The organism is Actinocorallia populi (genome assembly GCF_002995495.1).
Taxonomy (GTDB): Bacteria; Actinomycetota; Actinomycetes; order Streptosporangiales; family Streptosporangiaceae; genus Actinocorallia; species Actinocorallia populi.
In genome coordinates this window covers 393617-412178 of record NZ_PVZV01000002.1, presented here as the reverse complement: position 1 = coordinate 412178, position 18562 = coordinate 393617, and the positions used below count along the sequence as shown (strand labels likewise).

Annotated in this window: 17 protein-coding genes; 4 read left to right on the top strand and 13 right to left on the bottom strand. The window is 73.7% G+C overall.

Features of this window, described 5'->3' with window-relative positions:
* Positions 1–4 precede the first annotated feature (4 nt).
* Positions 5–652 (top strand): DinB family protein, encoded by a 648-nt coding sequence (locus tag C2865_RS08865; RefSeq protein WP_106397874.1) that lies wholly within the window; start codon positions 5–7, stop codon positions 650–652.
* Here C2865_RS08865 and C2865_RS08860 read toward each other — a convergent pair.
* The 13 genes from C2865_RS08860 to C2865_RS08800 form a co-directional block, all read right to left on the bottom strand.
* Entirely contained in the window at positions 586–2571 is a 1986-nt protein-coding gene (locus C2865_RS08860; RefSeq protein ID WP_106397873.1) for a CASTOR/POLLUX-related putative ion channel, read from the bottom strand. The genes C2865_RS08865 and C2865_RS08860 overlap by 67 nt on opposite strands.
* Positions 2572–3420 carry a spermidine synthase gene (locus tag C2865_RS08855; RefSeq protein WP_106397872.1) on the bottom strand — a complete coding sequence of 283 codons (849 nt, stop codon included), beginning with the start codon at positions 3418–3420 and terminating at the stop codon, positions 2572–2574. It abuts the gene before it with no gap.
* 22 nt (positions 3421–3442) lie between these two features.
* Positions 3443–4132 carry a purine nucleoside phosphorylase YfiH/LACC1 family protein gene (locus tag C2865_RS08850; RefSeq protein ID WP_106397871.1) on the bottom strand — a complete coding sequence of 230 codons (690 nt, stop codon included), beginning with the start codon at positions 4130–4132 and terminating at the stop codon, positions 3443–3445.
* Between the two features lie 26 nt (positions 4133–4158).
* Positions 4159–4638 carry a helix-turn-helix transcriptional regulator gene (locus C2865_RS08845; RefSeq protein ID WP_106397870.1) on the bottom strand — a complete coding sequence of 160 codons (480 nt, stop codon included), beginning with the start codon at positions 4636–4638 and terminating at the stop codon, positions 4159–4161.
* 27 nt (positions 4639–4665) lie between these two features.
* Positions 4666–5382 carry an ABC transporter ATP-binding protein gene (locus C2865_RS08840; protein WP_232835467.1) on the bottom strand — a complete coding sequence of 239 codons (717 nt, stop codon included), beginning with the start codon at positions 5380–5382 and terminating at the stop codon, positions 4666–4668.
* Entirely contained in the window at positions 5379–7175 is a 1797-nt protein-coding gene (locus C2865_RS08835; RefSeq protein ID WP_106397869.1) for a dipeptide/oligopeptide/nickel ABC transporter permease/ATP-binding protein, read from the bottom strand. Before C2865_RS08835 ends, C2865_RS08840 begins: the two co-directional genes overlap by 4 nt.
* 10 nt (positions 7176–7185) lie before the next feature.
* The gene (locus C2865_RS08830; protein ID WP_106397868.1) at positions 7186–8121 is read right to left on the bottom strand and encodes an ABC transporter permease; all 936 of its coding nucleotides are present in this window, start codon (positions 8119–8121) and stop codon (positions 7186–7188) included.
* A 3-nt stretch (positions 8122–8124) separates the two neighbouring features.
* Positions 8125–9708, bottom strand: coding sequence for an ABC transporter substrate-binding protein (locus C2865_RS08825; RefSeq protein WP_157963631.1), 1584 nt, complete (start codon positions 9706–9708; stop codon positions 8125–8127).
* A gap of 31 nt (positions 9709–9739) precedes the next feature.
* Positions 9740–11362, bottom strand: coding sequence for a PucR family transcriptional regulator (locus C2865_RS08820; RefSeq protein WP_106397866.1), 1623 nt, complete (start codon positions 11360–11362; stop codon positions 9740–9742).
* A 34-nt stretch (positions 11363–11396) separates the two neighbouring features.
* Entirely contained in the window at positions 11397–12500 is a 1104-nt protein-coding gene (gene menC / locus C2865_RS08815; protein ID WP_106397865.1) for an o-succinylbenzoate synthase, read from the bottom strand.
* A complete protein-coding gene (locus C2865_RS08810; protein WP_198653112.1) occupies positions 12497–13285 on the bottom strand; it encodes a GNAT family N-acetyltransferase in 789 nt (262 codons plus the stop codon). Before C2865_RS08810 ends, menC begins: the two co-directional genes overlap by 4 nt.
* Positions 13286–13376: 91 nt before the next feature.
* Complete coding sequence (locus tag C2865_RS08805; protein ID WP_232835466.1) at positions 13377–14468, bottom strand: M20 family metallopeptidase; 1092 nt, start codon at positions 14466–14468, stop codon at positions 13377–13379.
* Entirely contained in the window at positions 14458–15783 is a 1326-nt protein-coding gene (locus C2865_RS08800; RefSeq protein ID WP_106397863.1) for a serine hydrolase domain-containing protein, read from the bottom strand. Before C2865_RS08800 ends, C2865_RS08805 begins: the two co-directional genes overlap by 11 nt.
* Before the next feature lie 140 nt (positions 15784–15923).
* On the opposite strand from C2865_RS08800, the gene C2865_RS08795 reads away from it, so the two are divergent.
* The 3 genes from C2865_RS08795 (at position 15924) to C2865_RS08785 (ending at position 18554) form a co-directional block, all read left to right on the top strand.
* A complete protein-coding gene (locus C2865_RS08795) occupies positions 15924–17462 on the top strand; it encodes an N-acyl-D-amino-acid deacylase family protein (protein ID WP_106397862.1) in 1539 nt (512 codons plus the stop codon).
* A gap of 46 nt (positions 17463–17508) precedes the next feature.
* A complete protein-coding gene (locus C2865_RS08790; protein ID WP_106397861.1) occupies positions 17509–18183 on the top strand; it encodes a uracil-DNA glycosylase in 675 nt (224 codons plus the stop codon).
* Positions 18184–18263: 80 nt separating this feature from the next.
* Complete coding sequence (locus C2865_RS08785; RefSeq protein WP_106397860.1) at positions 18264–18554, top strand: hypothetical protein; 291 nt, start codon at positions 18264–18266, stop codon at positions 18552–18554.
* Positions 18555–18562: the final 8 nt, after the last annotated feature.

Sequence of the window (18562 nt, the reverse complement as noted above, 5' to 3'; positions counted from 1 at the left end):
CGGGGTGAGCATCACCCCTGACACCAAGGACTGGACCTGGGTTCTGGACAGGGAGTGTCACGACTGCGGGTTCGAGGCGTCGGCCGTTCCTCTCGACAAGGTGAGCGGGCTGCTGCTGGAGAACGCCGCCAGGTGGCACTCCCTGTTGCGGTCCCCGGGCGACCATGCCGCCCGCCCCGCCCCCGAGAAGTGGTCGCCGCTGGAGTACGCGGCGCACGTCCGCGACACCTGCCGCGTCTACCTGTACCGGCTCCGGCTGATGCTGGAGCAGGACGACCCGCTCTACCCCAACTGGGACCAGGACGCCACCGCCGTCGAGGAGCGCTACGACGAGCAGGACCCCGTCGACGTGGCCGACGAGCTCCTGGCCTGCGCGCAGGAGCTGGCCGCCGCCTTCGCCCATGTGAAGGGCGACCAGTGGCGGCGGACAGGGCAGCGGAGCGACGGCGCGGCCTTCACCGTCGAGACCTTCGCCCGCTACTTCCTCCACGACCCCGTCCACCACTGGTGGGACGTGCAGGTCGGCGCCCCCGCCGAAGCCGTGGCGGCACCCGAGCCGCAGGAGACGGCCCCGGAGGAGGCTCCTCAGGAGGAGGCCGAGCCCGAGGAGACCGGGCCCGAGGGCGCCGGGGTCGAGGCCGCCCGGTCCTGAGCGTCCGGCTCTGACTCCGGCTTGGCGCCGCCGCCCGCCTCGGCGATGATGATCACCAGGTCGTCCTCGCCGAGGACGAGCGGCGCCGTCTTGTCGGGGTTGAGCACCACCCCGTAGTGGGGCGAGCGGTGGAAGCCGGCGTGGAGCCGGTAGCCGATGACCGTCTCGCCCCGGGCCCGGCCGGCCTCCAGGAGGGTCGCGAAGTTCGCCGGGCGGCCGGGGCGCAGGTAGTCGCCCGCGGGCTTGAGGTAGATCTCCGAGCCGCGGTGGTCCAGCAGGTCGTGGAACACCTCGTAGATGTGGCGGTTCTCGCTGAGCTGGGTGAGCAGGAGGCTGATCAGGCGCTCGCTGACCACGAAGTCGTCGGCGCGGGTGACCTGGGCGATCTCCCGGTTGGCGTCGTCGTGGATCTCGCTGACGATCGAGTACTCCACGTGCTGGCGCTCCTCGATGTCCCGCAGGTGCAGCAGGGTGATCAGGGTGCGGGCGTCCGCGTGGTCGGGGTCGGTGTCCGCGTCGGCCAGCACGATCACCTTCTGGTAGGAGGCGACGTCCAGCGCCTCCAGCCGCTCCCGGTCGGTCGGGTCGCAGCGGGTGTAGCCGACGGTGAGGTTCTCCAGCGCGCCCAGCTCGCCGCGCGGGTCGTCGCAGCGGGCGGCGAGGTCCGCGACGGATCCCGGCTGCACGAACTCGTCGAGCATGGTGACCATCTGCGCGCCGCGGCCGTTCCAGCCGAGGATCAGGGTGCGTTCGGGGGGCGGCTCCGGGTGCGGCGGGGGCGGCACGGCGATCGCCTCCCGGTGGACCGGCGGGCGGTGCCTGGCCAGCTTGATGAGGACGTCGTCCTCGGCCAGCACGACGACCTCCTCCTCGCCGGTCAGCTCGGTGTCCATCGGGGGGTTGAGCGCCACGGTGCCGTCGGGGTGGCGCAGGCCGACCGGGACGCCCAGCTCGTAGGCGCACAGCGCCTCGCCGAAGGTCGTCCCGGCCAGCGAGGGCGCGGGCTCCAGGTAGAACTCGTGCCCCTTGAAGTCCAGCAGGTCGGTGTAGACCGTGGACAGGCCGGACTGCCGGTGGGCCTGCACGACCAGGCGGATGGCGATGTCGTCGGCGTCGATCACCCGGGCGGACGGCCCGGCGGCCAGGCGGGCGGCGGGCAGGTTCGAGGGGTCCTGGACGGCGGCGACGATGTGGGGGCGGCGGCCGGGGCGGTCCCAGTTGCGGTTGCCCAGCGAGAGCAGCACCTTGACCACGTAGATGTCGGGGTCCTCCCCCGGCGGCGCCAGCACCATGACCGAGCGGGCGCTGTCCAGGCTGACCAGCTCCAGGTCGACGACCTTGAGCGGGTTGCCGTGCCGGCACACCACCCGGGTGCGGCCGAGGTCGCCGACCCTGGCCCGGATCGCGTCCTCCATCTCCACCTTGTCGAGGTCGGCGAGGATCACCACGCAGGAGCGGCGGCGGCTCTGGTTGGCCTCGGCCAGCTCGGCCAGCACCGTGAACACCTGCTCGGACCAGCCGAGGATCACGGTGTGGTGCTGCTCGATGATGCGGGACCTGCCCTTGCGCAGCTCGGCGATCTTGTTGTTGAGGCCGTTGGTCAGCACGCCGATCAGCGCGCTGACGATGAAGATCCCGCCGACCGTCGAGGTGAGCATCAGTCCCAGGAAGGGCGCGGTGCCCGTGTCGTCGCCCATCGTGCCGGGGTCCAGGGTGCGCAGCAGGCTCCGCCAGACCAGGCCGGGCCAGCGCCCGTTCTCGTCGGAGTCCCGGGGCGCCAGCAGCTCGGCGAGAGTCGCCACGACGAGGACCAGCACGGCCGACGCCAGCCCCAGCCAGCCGATCAGCGCGGGGGTGCCCCGCGCCATCGTGTTGTCGAACCAGTACCGCCACCGCTCCCGCCAGGTCGGCCTGCTCATTCAGCTCCGCCCGAAGAGGGCCGGCGGGGGGACGGGGGCGGTGACGCGGTCGCCGTCGCGGATCGGCCGGTGCCCGGCGCTGAACCTGGCCAGTTCGGCGGTGTCCATGCAGCGGGCGGGGAGGGGCTTGCCGGCGCTGACGCGGACGAGTTCGGCCACCGGCAGCGGGGCGCGGGAGCCGGCCAGGACCAGGTTGCCGAAGCGGCGCCCGCGCAGGACGCCGGGGTCGCCCAGCAGCAGGGTGTGGGGGAATGCCTCGGCGACGGTGGCGGCGAGCCTGCGGGCGAAGCCGAGGCCGTTGCCGTCGGCCACGTTGGCGACGTAGACGCCGTCGTCGCGCAGCACCCGGGCGGCCTGCGCGGTGAACTCCGCGGAGGCGAGGGCGACCGGCATCTCGGCCCCGGAGAAGGCGTCCAGGACGAGCAGGTCGTCGGAGGCGTCCGGCAGGGCGGCCAGGCCCTGCCTGCCGTCGCCGACGCGGACCTTCAGCCCCCGGACGGACTTGAGCGGGAAGTGCTCGCGGACGAGCCGGACCAGGGGCTCGTCGAGTTCGTAGACGATCTGGCGGGAGCCCGGCCGGGTCGCGGCGACGTACCGGGCCAGGGTGCAGCCCGCCCCGCCGATGTGGACGGCGTCGAGCGGCCCGGCCTTCAGCCGGTCCACGACGTCGCCGAGCAGCCGCATGTACTCGAAGTTCAGATGGGTGGGGTCGTCCAGGTCCAGGTAGGACTGCGGCACCCCCCGGATGCTGATCACCCAGCCGTTGTCCCGGTCGGCGTCGCGCAGCAGCTCGGCCTCGCCCTGCGCCACGGGATAACGCCCGGGAAACGGCTTTTCCCCGCGTTTCATAGGACAAGGGTAGTCAGTGATCTTATCGGGACAGCCAGATGTAGCCCGCGAAACGCCCGGTGACGCCGTCCCGCCGGTAGGAGTACAGCTCCGGGGTCTCCAGGGTGCAGCGGTCGTCGTGCAGCGCCTTGACGCCCAGCTCGTCGAGCTGGGCCGCGATCGCGGCCCGCAGGTCCAGCGCGGGCGTGCCCCAGCTCGTGGTCGAGCGCATCGCCTCGGGCGCCTCGTCGCGCATCCGCTCGGGCACCTCGTAGCAGCGTCCGCAGATGGCCGGGCCGACCGCGGCCACCAGCTCCCCCGCGCCCCTGCCGCGCAGCTCCGCGACGAGGGCGGGCACCACGCCCAGCAGGGTGCCCGCCCGTCCGGAGTGCGCGGCCCCGACCAGCCCGCCGCGGGCGTCGGCGACGAGCACGGCGGGGCAGTCGGCGCCCAGCGCGGCCAGGGCCAGGTTCGGCCGGTCGGTGGCGACCGCGTCCACGTCCGGCACGTCGGCGGCCGGCCCGCCGGCCCAGGCGACGTTCGCGCCGTGGACCTGGCGCATGTAGACCGCGCCCTCGACCCCCAGCTCCGCCTCGGTCCTGGCCCTGTTGCGCAGCACCGTCTCGGGCGCGTCCCCGACGTTGAGCCCGAGGTCGCGGCTGTCATAGGGGCCGGTGCTGAACCCGCCGATGCGGTCGGTGAAGGCCGCCCGCACGCCGTCCGCCAGAATCATGCCCCCATCTTGCCGTACCGAGAGTCTCAGGCGGCGGCACGCCTTCCCTGGAAGGGCAGGAAACCGTCGGCGCGGTGCGGGCGGGACTGCATCTCGGTGGGCTCCACGGCCATGATGCGGTCGAGGCGGAAGGCGCGGATGCCGTGGCGCAGCCGGCACCAGCCGACGAGGTACCAGTGGTCGCCGTGGACGAGGGTGGTGACCGGCTCCACCTCGCGGCGCGAGACCTTGCCGCGCTCGTCGGCGTACAGGACGCGCACGACGCGGCTCTCGGTGATCGCCTGGGCGAGGAGGCGGACGCGGCGGGCGGTCTCGGAGTCGAGGGGGTCCAGGAGGGTCGCGAAGGAGCGGGCCTGCCGCTCGTCCGGGACGAGGCGGGCCAGGGCGCGGCGGGCGGTGACGGCCTGCGGGCCGGCGCCCAGGTGGGCCAGCGAGAGGGCGAGGGCGGCGAGTTCTGCGGCGGACAGGTTCATGGTCTCCGTACCCGGGAGAGTCAGCGTGTCCATACCCATAATTTTAGCACAGATGTTCGATTATCGGAGGTGCGGAACGGCTTCGAGCAGGGCTTTCGTGTAATCGTTCGAAGGATGTTCGATCACCTGCTCCACCGGTCCCTCCTCCACGATCCGGCCCTCGCGCATCACCGCGACCCGGTCGCAGACGTACCGCACGACCGCCAGGTCGTGCGAGATGAACAGCACCGCGAGGCCGAGTTCGGCGCGCAGCTCCCGCACCAGGTTGAGGAGCGCGCCCTGCACCGACACGTCCAGCGCGGAGGTGACCTCGTCGGCGATCAGCAGCCGGGGCCGCGCCCCCAGCGCCCGCGCCACCGCCACCCGCTGGCGCTGCCCGCCCGACAGCTCCCTCGGGTACCTTCCCGCGGTCCGCGGATCGAGCTGGACGAGCTCCAGCAGCCGCGCCACCTCGGCGCGGCGGCCCCGGCGGCCCACCTCGCGGGGGAAGCCCTCGGCCACCGACCGTCCGACCGTCATCCTGGGGTCGAGCGAGGCGTAGGGGTCCTGGAAGACGAGCTGGGCCTCGCGCGGCCCCAGCCCCGCCACGGTGCCGGTGCGCGGCGCCAGCCCGGTCAGGGCGCGTGCCACGCTCGACTTGCCCGAGCCGGACTCCCCCACCAGCCCGAGGATCTCCCCCTCGCCGACCGCGAAGGACACGTCGCGGACCGCGTGGAAGCCCCCGTAGCGCACGTTCAGGTCCCGAACGTCCAGCAGCGCGCCCCGCCCGCCCTTCACGCGTCCTCCGGGTTCCAGCAGGCGAGCCCGGCCGTCGGCTCGGGGCGGTCGGTGCGGCAGCGCTCCAGGGCGCGGGCGCAGCGGGGCGCGAACGCGCACCCGTCGGGGACCTCCGCCGGCGCGGGCTGGCGGCCGGGGATCGTGGCCAGCGGCAGGGAGCGGTCGGTCTTCAGGTCGGGGGACGAGGCGACCAGCGCCCGCGTGTAGGGGTGGCGGGCGCGGCGCAGCTCCGAGGAGGGCAGCTCCTCCACGATCCGCCCCGCGTACATCACCAGGACCCTGCCGCAGTGCCGGGAGACCACCGCGAGGTCGTGCGAGATGAGCAGCCCGGCCGCGCCCGTCGTCTCGTTGACCTCCGCGAGCAGCTCCAGGACGCGTTTCTGCACGGTGACGTCCAGGGCCGTCGTCGGCTCGTCCGCGACGATGAGCTCGGGCTCGCCCATCAGGCCCATCGCGATGACGGCGCGCTGCCGCATGCCGCCGCTGAACTCGTGCGGGTACCGGCGCGCCTGCGCCTCGGGGTCGGGCAGCCGCACCCGGCCCAGCCGGTCCGCCGCCCGCCGCCACGCCTCCCTGCGGGAGGCGCCCAGGTGCGTGGTCGCCACCTCGGCGAGCTGTGAGCCGACGCGCAGTGCCGGGTTCAACGCGGCCATCGGGTCCTGGAAGACCATGGCCAGCCGGGTGCCCAGCTCGCGCCGCGGCACCTCCTCCAGCGGCCTGCCGCCCAGCAGGACGTGCCCCGACGCCGTGCCCGGGTGGGGCAGCAGGCCGCCGACGGCCAGCGCGGTGAGGCTCTTGCCGCTGCCCGACTCCCCCACGATCCCGACGAGCTCGCCGGGCGCGACCGAGAAGGAGACCCCTCGCACGGGCGTCACGCCGCCGAACGAGACCGTCAGGTCCCGCGCCTCCAGCACGGCGTCCGGCGCCGCGGGGAGAGGCCCGCACCCAGGGGGAAGTACGGTGCGGGGCTCTCCTCGCGGCGCGGAGGGCGCGCGGGCGGAGGCGCGGGCCAGCGACTCGCCGAGCAGCGCGAACCCTGTCCCGGCGATCGCGACGGCCAGCGCGGGCCCCGCCACCACCTCCGGGTCCACGTAGACCCGGGGCAGCGTGTCGTGCAGCAGCCGCCCCCAGTCGTAGTCCGGCGGCTGGACGCCCAGGCCCAGCAGGGACAGCGTGGCCAGGCCCAGCAGCGCGTAGCCGAGGTTGGCGGTGACGGTGAGGATCAGCGGCTCGGCGATGTTGGGCAGCACGTGCCGGACGAGGACGGCCGCGCGCCCGGCGCCCAGGACGCGGGCGGCCGCCACGTAGTCGCTGGTGGCCACGGTGTCGGCGAGGGTCCGGGTCAGCCGGGCCAGGCCCGGGACCGCGGCCGCGCCGATGCCGACCACCGCGCCGCGTGCGCCCGCCCCCGCGAGGAGCGCGGCGAACATGGCCAGCAGCAGCACCGGGAAGGCCACCAGCGAGTCGATGAGCCCGGCGGTGAACCGGGCGGCCCTGGGCCCCAGCACGGACGGCAGCGCGCCGAGCGGGACGCCCACGGCGGTGGTGATGAGGGTGGCCAGCAGCGCCAGCCACACGCTCTGCCGGGTCGCGGCCAGGGTGCGGGCGAGCAGGTCGCGGCCGCCGTCGTCGGTGCCCAGGAGGTGCGCGGAGCTGTGCCCTTCGAGGGTGTGCAGGGGGTCGAACCGCACCGCCTCCTCGCCCCACAGCCAGGGGCCGATCACCGCGAAGACCAGCGTGAGCAGCACCAGGGACAGGCCTGCCAGCGCGGAGGGCGTTCTCATCCTGCGCATCGCGTCCTCCTCAGCCCAGCATCCGCGGCCGGGAACGCGGGTCCAGCAGGCCCAGCGCCACGTCCACCAGGAACACCACGGTCAGCGAGACCGCCCCGTAGACGGCGACCGCGGCCTGGGCCAGCGCGTAGTCCTTGCCCGCGATCGCTTCGACCGTCGTGCCGCCCAGGCCCGGCCACTGGAAGACGTACTCGACCACCACCGAGCCGCCCAGCAGCGACGTCAGCAGCAGCCCGCCCGTGGTGAGGGTGGCGGTGAGGGCGTTGGGCAGCAGGTGCACCAGGTACAGCCGCACGGCGGGGAGCCGTTTGGCGCGGGCGAGCCGCACGTAGTCCGACGACAGCTCCCGCAGCGTCTCCATGCGCACCAGCCGGGCCAGCAGCGCGGTCGGTCCGGCCGCCAGCGCCAGCACCGGCATGACGAACGAGGCGGCGCCGTCCTTGCCGGCCACCGGCAGCCAGCGCAGCACCACCCCGAACAGCGCGATCATCGCGACGGCCAGCAGGAACTCCGGGATCACCGAAAGGCCGCCGGTCACCGAGGTGAAGGCCAGCTCCGAGCGCCTGCCCCGCCCGCCGTGGGTGCGGGCGGCCATCGCCATGCCGAGCGGCACCGCGACCAGCAGCGCCAGCACCATGGTCACCACGACGAGCTGGAGGGTGGCGGGGAAGCGGTCGCCGATGACCTGCCCGGCGGGCTGCCGGGACAGGAAGGACTCCCCGAAGTCACCGGTGGCCGCCTTCTCCAGGTAGGTCCGCAGCTGCTCCGGCCAGGGCCGGTCCAGGCCCAGCTCGGCGCGGCGCTGCTCGACCGCCTCGCGCGGGGCGGTCGGCCCCAGCGCGGCGCGCACCGGATCGCCCGGGATGAGGTGGAGCATGGCGAAGGACGCCAGCACCACCAGCACCAGGGACAGGACGAACCGGAACGCGCGCCGCAGCAGGAACATCGGTCAGTTCTTCAGCAGCCGGACCGAGGTGGGCCGCACGACGCCGCCGATGACCTCCAGCATCGCGTTCTTGGACGCGACGAGCTGGGTGGGCTGCACGACGGGGACGACGTCCACGTTCTTCACCAGGGCGGCCTCGGCGTTCGTCCACTGCCCGCACCCGGCGGCGCCGACCTGCTCGGCCGCTGTGGCGGCGAGATCGTCGTACGCGGTGTTGGCGACGTGGGCGAAGTTCGAGCCCTGCGCGTCGGGGCCGGGACCGGAGACATAGCCCACGAGCTGGGTGGGCAGGCTCAGCCCGAGCGGCACCCACGCCATGTCCCAGTCTCCGTTCTTGAACAGCGAGTCGGAGTACTTGGCGTCCGCCGAGCCGACGAGCTCGGTCTCGACGCCGAGCGCCTTCCACTTCTGCGCGATGTACTCCATGCCCGCCTGGACGCCGGGACCGGCGGAGGTCTGGTAGGCGATCCGCAGCTTCAGCGGCTTGCCGTCCTTGGCGCGGGCGCCGTCCGTCCCGGCCTTCCAGCCGGCTCCGTCGAGCGCCGTCGCGGCCGCCGCCGGGTCGGTCTGCGGCAGGTTGCCGGTGACGCTGTCGCCCCGGCACGGGTCGGGCGCGAGCGAGGTGAGGTGGGTGGCGGCCTCGCCGTTGCCCCCCGACGCGATGGCGCGCAGCTCGTTCAGGTCGAGGGACTGGACGAGCGCCTTACGCACCGCGGGGTCGGCGGCGGCGCGGCCTTCGCCCTGGTGGAAGAAGAACTCGCCGATGCCGTCGGGCGCCGAGCCCTTGCGGATGCCGGGGATGGCCTCGACGCGCTTGCGGTCGGCGCCGGTGAACTGGGCGCCCTTCAAACCACCGGTGGTGAGCATGTTCGCCGCGGTGGACTCGTCCTTGACCACCCTGAGGTCGACGAGGGCGGGCATCGACGGCTCGAACTTCGCGCCACCGGGCCCCCAGGCGTAGTCCTCCCGCGACTTGAAGACGTAGTGGTCGTTGGCCACCGACTCGAACAGGGGGTACGGGCCGGATCCGGAGGTCTTCGTCTTGAGGATCGACCGGTCCTTCAGCCCTTCGCCGCACACGACGTAGACCGCCGTCATCGACTCCAGCAGGAAGGGGTTGGGGTCCTTGGTGGCGAGGGTGACGGTGCCGGCCGCCTCGTCGGCGGTGGCGGTCATCCCGGCGGGGATGAGCACGCCGAGCAGCGTCGCCTTGTTCTTCGGGTCCGACAGGTAGTTCATCGAGTCCGCGACGGTCTGCGGCGTCACGGGCGACTTGTCGGCGCAGGTCACCCCCTTGCGGAGGGTGAATGTCACCTTGTCGGCCTGCGCCTCCCACTTCTCGGCGAGTCCGGAGATGATCTTCCCGTCGGCGTCGGAGTACACCAGGGTGTCGTAGGCGAAGGCGAGCACCGTGTTGGTCGCACCGAGGACGGCGTTGGCCGGGTCGAGCTCGCCGGGGTCGGCGGGGATCGCATAGGTGAAGGAGCCGTGCTCCTCGTACTGGAGCGCTTCGTCATCGTTCGCTTCGGAGCCGCAGGCGGTCGCGGTGAGCGCGACCGCGACGGCGGCTGCCAGGGCCTTCTTCATGCTGAAACTCCCGGGGGCCGGAGGAGACCCCTTACATTCGCGGACGGCGGCGCGGCCGGGCATCATCGGATCTTCCAAGCCGGGACCGCTCCGTTGTCGAGCCGTACAACCTGAGCTGGAGCATCATCGCCAGCCGCACGTCGTGGTCGCCCAGGTCGAGCCCGGCGATCTCGCCCAGGCGCCGCAGCCGGTACCGGAAGGTGTTGGGGTGCACCTGGACGGACGCCGCCGCCTCGTTGATGTTGCCGAAGGACTCCAGGTAGGCCGCCAGGGTCGGCAGCAGGTCCGAGCCGTGGTCGCGGTCGTGTTCGGCGAGCCGCTCGTACGGCCCCGACGGGGGCTGCTCCTGGCTGGCCGCCAGGTCGCCCAGCTGCAGCAGCAGCGACTCGAAGTGCACGTCGCGGAAGTCCACCGCGGCCCCGGTGACGCCCCTGGACTGCAGCACCCGCAGCGCGCGGTCGGCGTCGGCGCGGGAGCGGGCGATCCCGGTCGTCGACCCGGCGAGCCTGCCGATGCCGATGTTGGCGGAGTGCCGTGCGCCGATGCGGGCCAGGAAGTCCTCGGCGACCTGCCGGGCGCGCGAGCCGTCGCCGTTCAGCGGCAGCACCGCGTAGGCGACGCCGCCGACCAGGGCCGCCGCGGCGCGGGGGTGGATCGCCCCGACGTGCAGGGCGAGCGCGTCGCAGAAGCGCTGCCGTTCGCTCTCGGTGCGCGCGTTCGGGCCCTCGGCGGGTCCGCTGAGCTGGGCGGCCAGCACGCGCACCCGGTCGGTGGCCAGGTCGAGCCTGGCCGCGGCCTCGGCCGCCTGCTCGCCCCCGGCCAGGACGGTGGACAGCAGTTCGGTGCGCAGCCTGCGCTGGGCGTCGGCGCCGGCCCGCTGGCGCAGCAGGTGCAGGGCGACGATCTTGGCGGCGTCGGCGAAGGCCGCCTCGCGCTGCGCGCCGAGCGGCTCGCGGACGGTGGCCCACAGCGAGCCGAGGATCTCGTCACCCGCCCGCACCGCGATCGCCACCCGCGGCAGCATGCCCTCCACGGCCAGGTAGAGGGGCTCCCTGCTCTGGTAGAGCCGCCGGAAGAACCCCATCTCCTCGTACAGCCGGACGAACCGCTCGGGCACCTGCCTGCCGAGGATGGTCTCGACGCGGTACTCGTCGGCCTCCTCCTGGCGCACCGAGTAGGCCAGCACCCGGGACGAGCGGTCCTCGATGGTGACGGGCGCGTCGAGCAGTTCGCAGACGGCGTTGGCGACGGCGAACAGGTCGGCCTCGTTCTCGGTGTCGCCGACCTCGCCCTCGGACAGCAGCGAGCGCAGCAGCGCGGCGATCTGCGCCCAGGAGGCGGCACGGGTGAGCCCGAGCAGCGCCACCCCGGTCTGGCGGACCCGGGCCTGCAGCGCGGGTCCGGGGTCGCCGAGCGCCTTGACCACCAGCCCGGCGGCGCCGCGTTCGCCCAGCTCGCCCAGCAGCGCGCTGACGCGGTCCTCGCCCTCGACGCCGACGCCCAGCAGCAGCCCGTCGGAGATCGCGGGCAGCTCGTCCAGCGGGTCGTAGATGTGCACGCCGGTGATCTCGGCGCACACCTCGTCGGGCAGCGCCGCGGCGCCCAGGACGGTGGAGCCGAGGTCCTCCAGAACACGCTTCAACCCGGTCACCATGAAGGTAACCGTACGGCTTTGTGTTGTTTTTCTCCTACGACACGAGATGTAGGGGTATGTATTGCTTTCGCAAGGTGAAGGTCGCCAGCCGCTCCTCATCGGGCACCACGCCCAGGCCCGGCCCCTCCGGCACCCGCAGATGCCCGTCCTCCAGCACGAACGGCTCGGTGACGTCCTCGCGGTAGTAGCGCGCCGACGCCGAGGTGTCCCCGGGCAGCGTGAAGTTCGGCAGCGCCGCCAGCGCCACGTTCGCGGCACGCCCGACCCCCGTCTCCAGCATGCCGCCGCACCACACCGGCACCCCGTGCGCCGCGCACACGTCGTGCACGCGGCGGGCCTCCAGGAACCCGCCGACCCGGCCCGGCTTGACGTTCACGATGGACGTCGCGCCGCGGGCGATGGCGTCGGCGGCGATCCGCGCGGAGGTGATGGACTCGTCCAGGCAGACCGGGGTGCGCAGGCGGCGGGCCAGCTCGGCGTGCCCGGCGATGTCGTCCTCGGGCAGCGGCTGCTCGACCAGCAGCAGGTCGAACGGGTCGAGCCGGGCCAGCCGCGGCGCGTCCCGCAGCGTGTAGGCGGCGTTGGCGTCGGCCTGCAGCAGGACGTCGGGGAAGCGCTCGCGGACGGCGCGCACCGGCGCCTCGTCCCAGCCGGGCTCGATCTTCAACTTGATCCGCAGGTAGCCCTCGGCGAGATAGCCCCCGACCGCCTCCAGCAGCTCGGGCACCGAGTCCATGATGCCGACCGACACCCCGGCGGGGACGGCGGGGCGCACCGCGCCCAGGAACTGGCCGAACGACATGCCGCGGGCCCGCAGCCACGCGTCCAGGATCGCCGCCTCCAGCGCGGCCTTGGCCATCGGATGCCCGCGCACCGGCCGGAACGCCTGCTCGGCCCGCCAGGGGTCGGGGTGTGCCAGCGGCAGCAGGAACTCCCTGATCACGTGGGCCGCGCCGTCGACGTACTCCGAGGAGTAGACGGGCTCGGCCATCGCCACGCACTCGCCCCAGCCCTCGCCCTCGTCGGTGACCACCCGGACGAGCAGGATCGTCCGGTCGGTCTCCGTCCCGAAGGACGTGCGGAACGGGGAGACCAGCGGCAGCCCCACCCACCGCAGCTCCACGCCTTCGATCTTCAAGAAGCGCCTCCTTCGAGAACGTAGTAGCCGTCCCGGGTGATGCCGGTGACGCGCATCCCCGCGTCCATCGCGGACATGAGCGCCTCCCTGACGGCGAAGCGCAACCGCGCGGTCGCCTCGGGATGCCGGGCGCGGAGCGCTTCGACGTCCTCGGGGACGGACACCAGCAGCCGCCCCTCGCGCGGGAGAGCGGCCGGATGCTCCCCGCCCGGCTCCAGCAGGACGGCCGCGCCCCGCTCGACCAGCTCGCCCGACGTCCCCGGCTCCGGCGGCACGGGGGCGTGCAGGTCCCAGACGGTGTAGAGCCGGTCGGACGGGGAGGCGTCGTTCAGCTCGTCCTGCATCATCCCGTAGAAGTCGGGCAGGTAGCCGGCGGGCATCGCGCCGAGCACGTGCATGTTGAAGTGCGCGTTGCGGCGGACGAGCGGGTCGAACGTCCACACGATGGTGCCGATGCCCCGCTCCAGCGCCCAGGACCGCTGGTGGGACTTCAGCATCCGGCCCACCCCGGCGCCGCGCGCCTCGGGCGCCACCCCGGCGATGTGGGAGTGCAGGCCGCCCTGCGCGGTGAAGAAGGCGACGGCGGCGCCGACCATCTGCTCGCCCCGCCAGGCCCCGGCCACGTAGTTGCCCGCGTGGGACAGGGCCCGCAGCAGCCCCGCCTCCATCAGCGGCTCGCCCCAGATCCGCTCGAACAGCGCGGACGCCTGGTGGTGCGCGGCCGCCCCGGGCGAACCGTCCAGTTCCATGATCTTGATCCGGCCGTCGCCGCCGCTCTCGCTCACACGGATCAGCCTGCCCGAACCGGGACACCGCACTCATCGTCGGACTCCCCCAACCGGCGCCCGGCTTTCGTGCGATCGGCCATGGAGCGGTTCAGCGCAGCCGGGCGACCAGCGCCGCCAGCAGCGCCGCCCGTTCCGCCAGGGCGCGCAGGTCCACCCACTCGTCCTCGCTGTGCGCGCCGCCGCCGACCGCGCCCAGCCCGTCCAGGGTGGGGACGCCCAGGGCCGCGGTGAGGTTGCCGTCCGAGCCCCCGCCCACCGCGGCCTCCCGCAGCGGCGGCAGGCCCAGTTCGACCGCGAGGGTGACGGCCCGCTGGAACAGGCCGAACGAGGCCGAACGCTGGAGCGGTCCACGCCGCGGCCCCTCGTGCACCTCCAGACGCGCGCCCGGCAGGACAGGGCGGCGGTGCAGCAGCCAGTGGCGGACGCGCTCCAGCTCGGCGCGGCGGAAGGCCCGCACGTCCACCTCGAGCCGGGCGGCGTCCGGGACGGTGTTGACGGTGGTGCCCGCCGCCGCCACCGAGGGGGTCACCGTGGTGCCGCGCTCCGGAGCGGCCAGCCCCGAGATCGCCAGGATCTGGTGGGCCAGCTCGATGGAGGCGTTGACGCCCTTCTCCGGATCGAGGCCGGTGTGCGCGGCACGGCCGGTGATCCGCAGCTCGTAGCGGGCCAGGCCCTTGCGGGAGGTCTTGAGCGCGCCGCCCGCGCTGGGCTCGGCGACCAGCACCGCGGTGGCGCTGCGCGCGGTCTCCTCGATCAGCGCGCGGGAGGTGGCCGAACCCGTCTCCTCGTCGGAGGTCACCAGCACCCCGACGCCGTCCAGGCCGCCGCTCTCCGCGACCAGGGACAGCGCGTGGAACGCCTGGACCAGCCCGGCCTTCATGTCGAAGCAGCCGGGCCCGGTCGCCCGGTGGCCGTCCACCGCGAACGGCCTGAGGGCCAGCGTCCCCACCGGCCAGACCGTGTCGTAGTGGCCCAGTATCAACACCTTCGGGCGCTCCGGACCCCACAGCAGGTGCTCGCCGTGCTCGGCGGGCGCGGCGCCCAGCAGCCGCTCCCCCAGCGCGGCGACCTCGGCCCGGCAGCGGGCCAGCGCCTCGGGCACTCCGCTGGGGGACTCGGCGGACACCAGGGTCGCCAGGTCGGCCGTCATCGCCGCCCGGTCGAAACGGTCAGGAGACACGCGGATTGGCCCTCGCACTGAAGTGGACATACGGTGTGCCGTCCGGCAGCTCATAGAACACGAACGGGACCCGTGCCGGGTTGTCGCCGTCGCTGCCGAGGAACGTCGCCTCGTCCACCGCCGTCAGCTCCAGCTCCAGCGGCTCGCCGAGCTCGACCAGGCCGGGCGTCGTCACCTCCACGCGCGCGTGCAGCCCGCCGTCCCGCTCGCCGATGACCGTCCGCACGTGCCGGCGCTCGTAGAGGCCGGTGTACCGGGCCGGGTCGATCTTCACGGGCTCGGCCGGGGGCTCCGGGAGGGCGCGCACGGCCAGGCCCGCCAGGTCTGCGAACAGCTCGCGGGCGACGTCCTGGTGCAGGGCGCTGTCGTGGCCCCCGTTGGTCAGCAGCGCCGCCGCGATGCCGCGCTCGGGCACCACCCACAGGGCGGCCTGCTGGCCGATGGTGCTGCCCGAGTGCCACAGCACGCGGACGCCGTCCCAGGTGTCGAGGATCCAGCCCAGGCCCCACGCCTCGCCGAGGCCGTGCGGGTTGGGCACGGCCACCTGCGGGACGCGCATCGCCTCGCGGGACTCCTCCGTCAGCAGGGACGCGTCCAGGTGCGCCCTGCCGAAGCGCACGACGTCCGCTGCGGAGGCGCAGATCAGGCCCGCGGGGCCGATGGGGCGCATCAGGCCCCAGACGGGCGTCGGCCTGATCCGCGCGCCGGAGCCCAGGTGCCCCACCGCCGCGCGGTGCAGCAGCGCCTCCTCCGGCAGGGTCACGGTGTGCGCGAGGCCGAGCGGCTCGATGACCATCTCGCGCAGGGCGGCGTCCCAGACCCCGCCGGTGAGGCGTTCGATGATCCGGCCGAGCACCGAGTAGCCGGCGTTGACGTACGACTGGGTCGCGCCGGGCGGGTGGAGCTGGACGAGGTCGGCGCAGGCCGCGACGTACCGCTCCAGGCAGTCGTCGCCGCGCCCGGTGTCCAGGAAGAGGTCGCCGTCGATGCCCGAGGTGTGGGTGAGCAGGTGGCGCACCGTCACCTCGCGGGTCGCGTCCGGGTCGGCCACCGCGAACTCCGGCAGCAGCTCGCGCACCGGGGTGTCCAGGGTCAGCGCGCCCCGCTCGGCGAGCAGCATGACCTGGGTGGCCGTCCACACCTTGGTGACCGAGCCGATCTGGAACAGCGAGTCCGGGGTGGCCTCGACCCCCGTCGCCAGGTTCAGCACGCCCGCGGCGTGCTCGGTGAGCTCCGCGCCGTCCCACACCGCCAGCGACGCGCCCGGGACGCCGTGCGCCGCGGCCAGTTCACCGAGCCTTACACCCCAGTTCAAAGGAACTCCTCTCACAGGGCTTAGGCACTTTAGCCGGAAGTGCGGGGCTCGCCCATCAGGAAAACCGACAATCCTCACTTACTGATTTGTCAGGTTTTCTCGCTGGCTGATCAGCGCGGCCTCACTTATGGTGATCGTCCATGCATGAGCTGGTGCTGCGCGGCGGCGAGGTCCACGACGGTCTGGGATCCCCCGCGGTCCGCGCCGACGTGGCCGTGAACAGGGGCAGGGTCACCGCCGTCGGGCGCGGTCTGGGCGCGGCGCGGCGCGTCGTCGACGTGGGCGGGCTGGCGGTCGCCCCGGGGTTCGTCGACCCGCACTGCCACTCCGACCTGGTGCCGGCGCTGCCCGAGGCGCAGCCGTTCAAGCTGCTCCAGGGGGTCACGACCGAGGTCAACGGCAACTGCGGCTTCTCCTTCGGGCCGGTCACCGCCGAACACGTCGAGATCATGTCGGCGTACGCGGGGGCGCCCGTCGCCGCCGGCTCCTTCGCCGACCACCTGGCCGAGATGGAGAAGGCAGGGCCCACCAACCACATGGCCACCCTCGTCGGGCACTCCACCCTCCGCCTGGCCGCGGCGGGCTGGGAGGCCGAACTGCCGCCCGGCGGCCTGGACGAGATGTGCCGGCTGGCCGCGGAGTCGTTCGAGGCCGGCGCCTGCGGGCTGTCCAGCGGGCTGGTCTACCCTCCGGGTTCCTTCGGCGGCACCGAGGAGCTCGTCGCGCTGGCGAAGGTCGCCCACCGGTACGGGCGCCCGTACACCACGCACCTGCGCGACGAGGGCGCCGGGCTGGCCCAGGCCCTGGACGAGGCGATCGAGATCGCCCGGCGCGCCCGGGTCCGGCTGCAGGTCTCGCACTGCAAGACCGCGGGGCCGCGCAACCACGGCCGCGCCTCCATGCTGCTCGGCAGACTCCACGACGCCCGCCGCGAGGGCGTCGACGTGCGCGGCGACCAGTACCCCTACCTGGCGGGCGCCACCACCCTGTCGGCCCTGCTGCCCCCGGCGGCGCTGGAGGGCGGCCCCGAGGCGCTGCGCGCCCGGCTGTCCGACCCGGCGCAGGTCGCCGCGCTGCGCGCCGCCGCCGAGGACCCCGAGCCCCTCACCGGCACCGGCATGTGGCGCGACACCACACCCGAGGGCGTGCTCGTGGTCACCCACACCGACCCGTCCGCCGTCGGCCGCCGGCTCTGCGAACTGCCGGGTGAGGCGTTCGAGACGGCCTGCGCGCTGATCGCCGCCGACCCCGCCGCCTACATGGTGATCACGATGATGGCCGAGCCCGACGTGCGCGCCATCATGGCCGACCCGTTGATCGGCGTCGGCTCCGACAACGGCATGCCCGTGGGATTGGAGCACCCCCGCACCTGGGGCTGCTTCCCCCGGTTCCTCGGCGCCTACGTCCGGGAGGCCGGCGTCGTCGACCTCCCCGAGGCCGTCCGCAAGACGACCTCCGCCAACGCCACACCTTTCTCCCTCCACGGCAGGGGCGTCCTCACCGTCGGCGCGTACGCCGACATCACCTGCTTCGACCCCGCCACCGTCGGCCACCCGGGCACCTACGCCGAGCCCGACCGCCGGCCCACCGGCATCCCCTACGTCCTGCTGGAGGGCCATGTGGTCGTCGACGGCGGCGAGTTCACCGGCGAACGCCGCGGCAGGATCCTCAGGTCCTGAACGTTTGGATCTTTTCTGTCGGTCTGCGGCGCTAATCTTCACGACCATGGCACGACCATTGAACGAGATCGTCGAGGCGGGCTGGGCGCGGGCGCTGGAGCCCGTCGCGAACGACATAGCCGCCATGGGTGACTTCCTGCGCGGCGAACTCGCGGCCGGGCGCACCTACCTCCCCGCCGGGAAGAACGTCCTGCGCGCCTTCCAGCAGCCGTTCGACCAGGTGCGGGTGCTCATCGTGGGCCAGGACCCGTACCCGACGCCGGGGCACGCGGTGGGGCTGAGCTTCTCGGTGGCGCCGGACGTGTGGCCGCTGCCGCCCAGCCTGGTCAACATCTACACCGAGTACATGCAGGACCTGGGGCTGCCCGGTCCCGCCAACGGCGACCTGACCCCCTGGACCCGGAACGGCGTGCTGCTGCTCAACAGGTCGCTGACCGTCGCGCCGCGCAAGCCCGCCTCGCACCGCGGCAAGGGCTGGGAGAAGGTCACCGAGCAGGCGATCCGGGCGCTGGCCGCGCGGGGCACGCCGCTGGTGGCGATCCTGTGGGGCCGCGACGCCCAGACGCTGCGGCCGATGCTCGGCGACTACCCCTGCATCACCTCCGCCCACCCCAGCCCGATGTCCGCCGACCGCGGCTTCTTCGGCTCCCGGCCGTTCAGCAGGGCCAACGCCCACCTGGAGCAGCAGGGCGCCTCCCCCGTGGACTGGAAGCTGCCCTGATCGCAACGGATCCGGCCGGATGAGAGGTTTCTCATCCGGATTTCGTTCTCCCTTCCGCAGCCGGTCCCTACCGTGGGGGCATGGCATCGCGCGGTTCCCTGGCTGCGGCGGCCGCGGGGGTGCTGGCCCTCGTGCTCGGGCTGGCCCTCACGCTCCTCCTGGCCGCCCGGGCGGACGACCCCGCCCTGGGGCCCGAGGTCGTGGTCACCGGGGGCACCCCGCCGGCGACCGGCACCGCCACTCCCGGACCAACCCCTAAGCCCCAAAAGACCACAAAACAGGACACTGATACCGTTTCGCCTGTCCAGCCGCCGCCTCCCGCCCAGGGCGGAGAGAACGACGACGATGACGGGGACGACGATGACGACTGAGCGCGGCG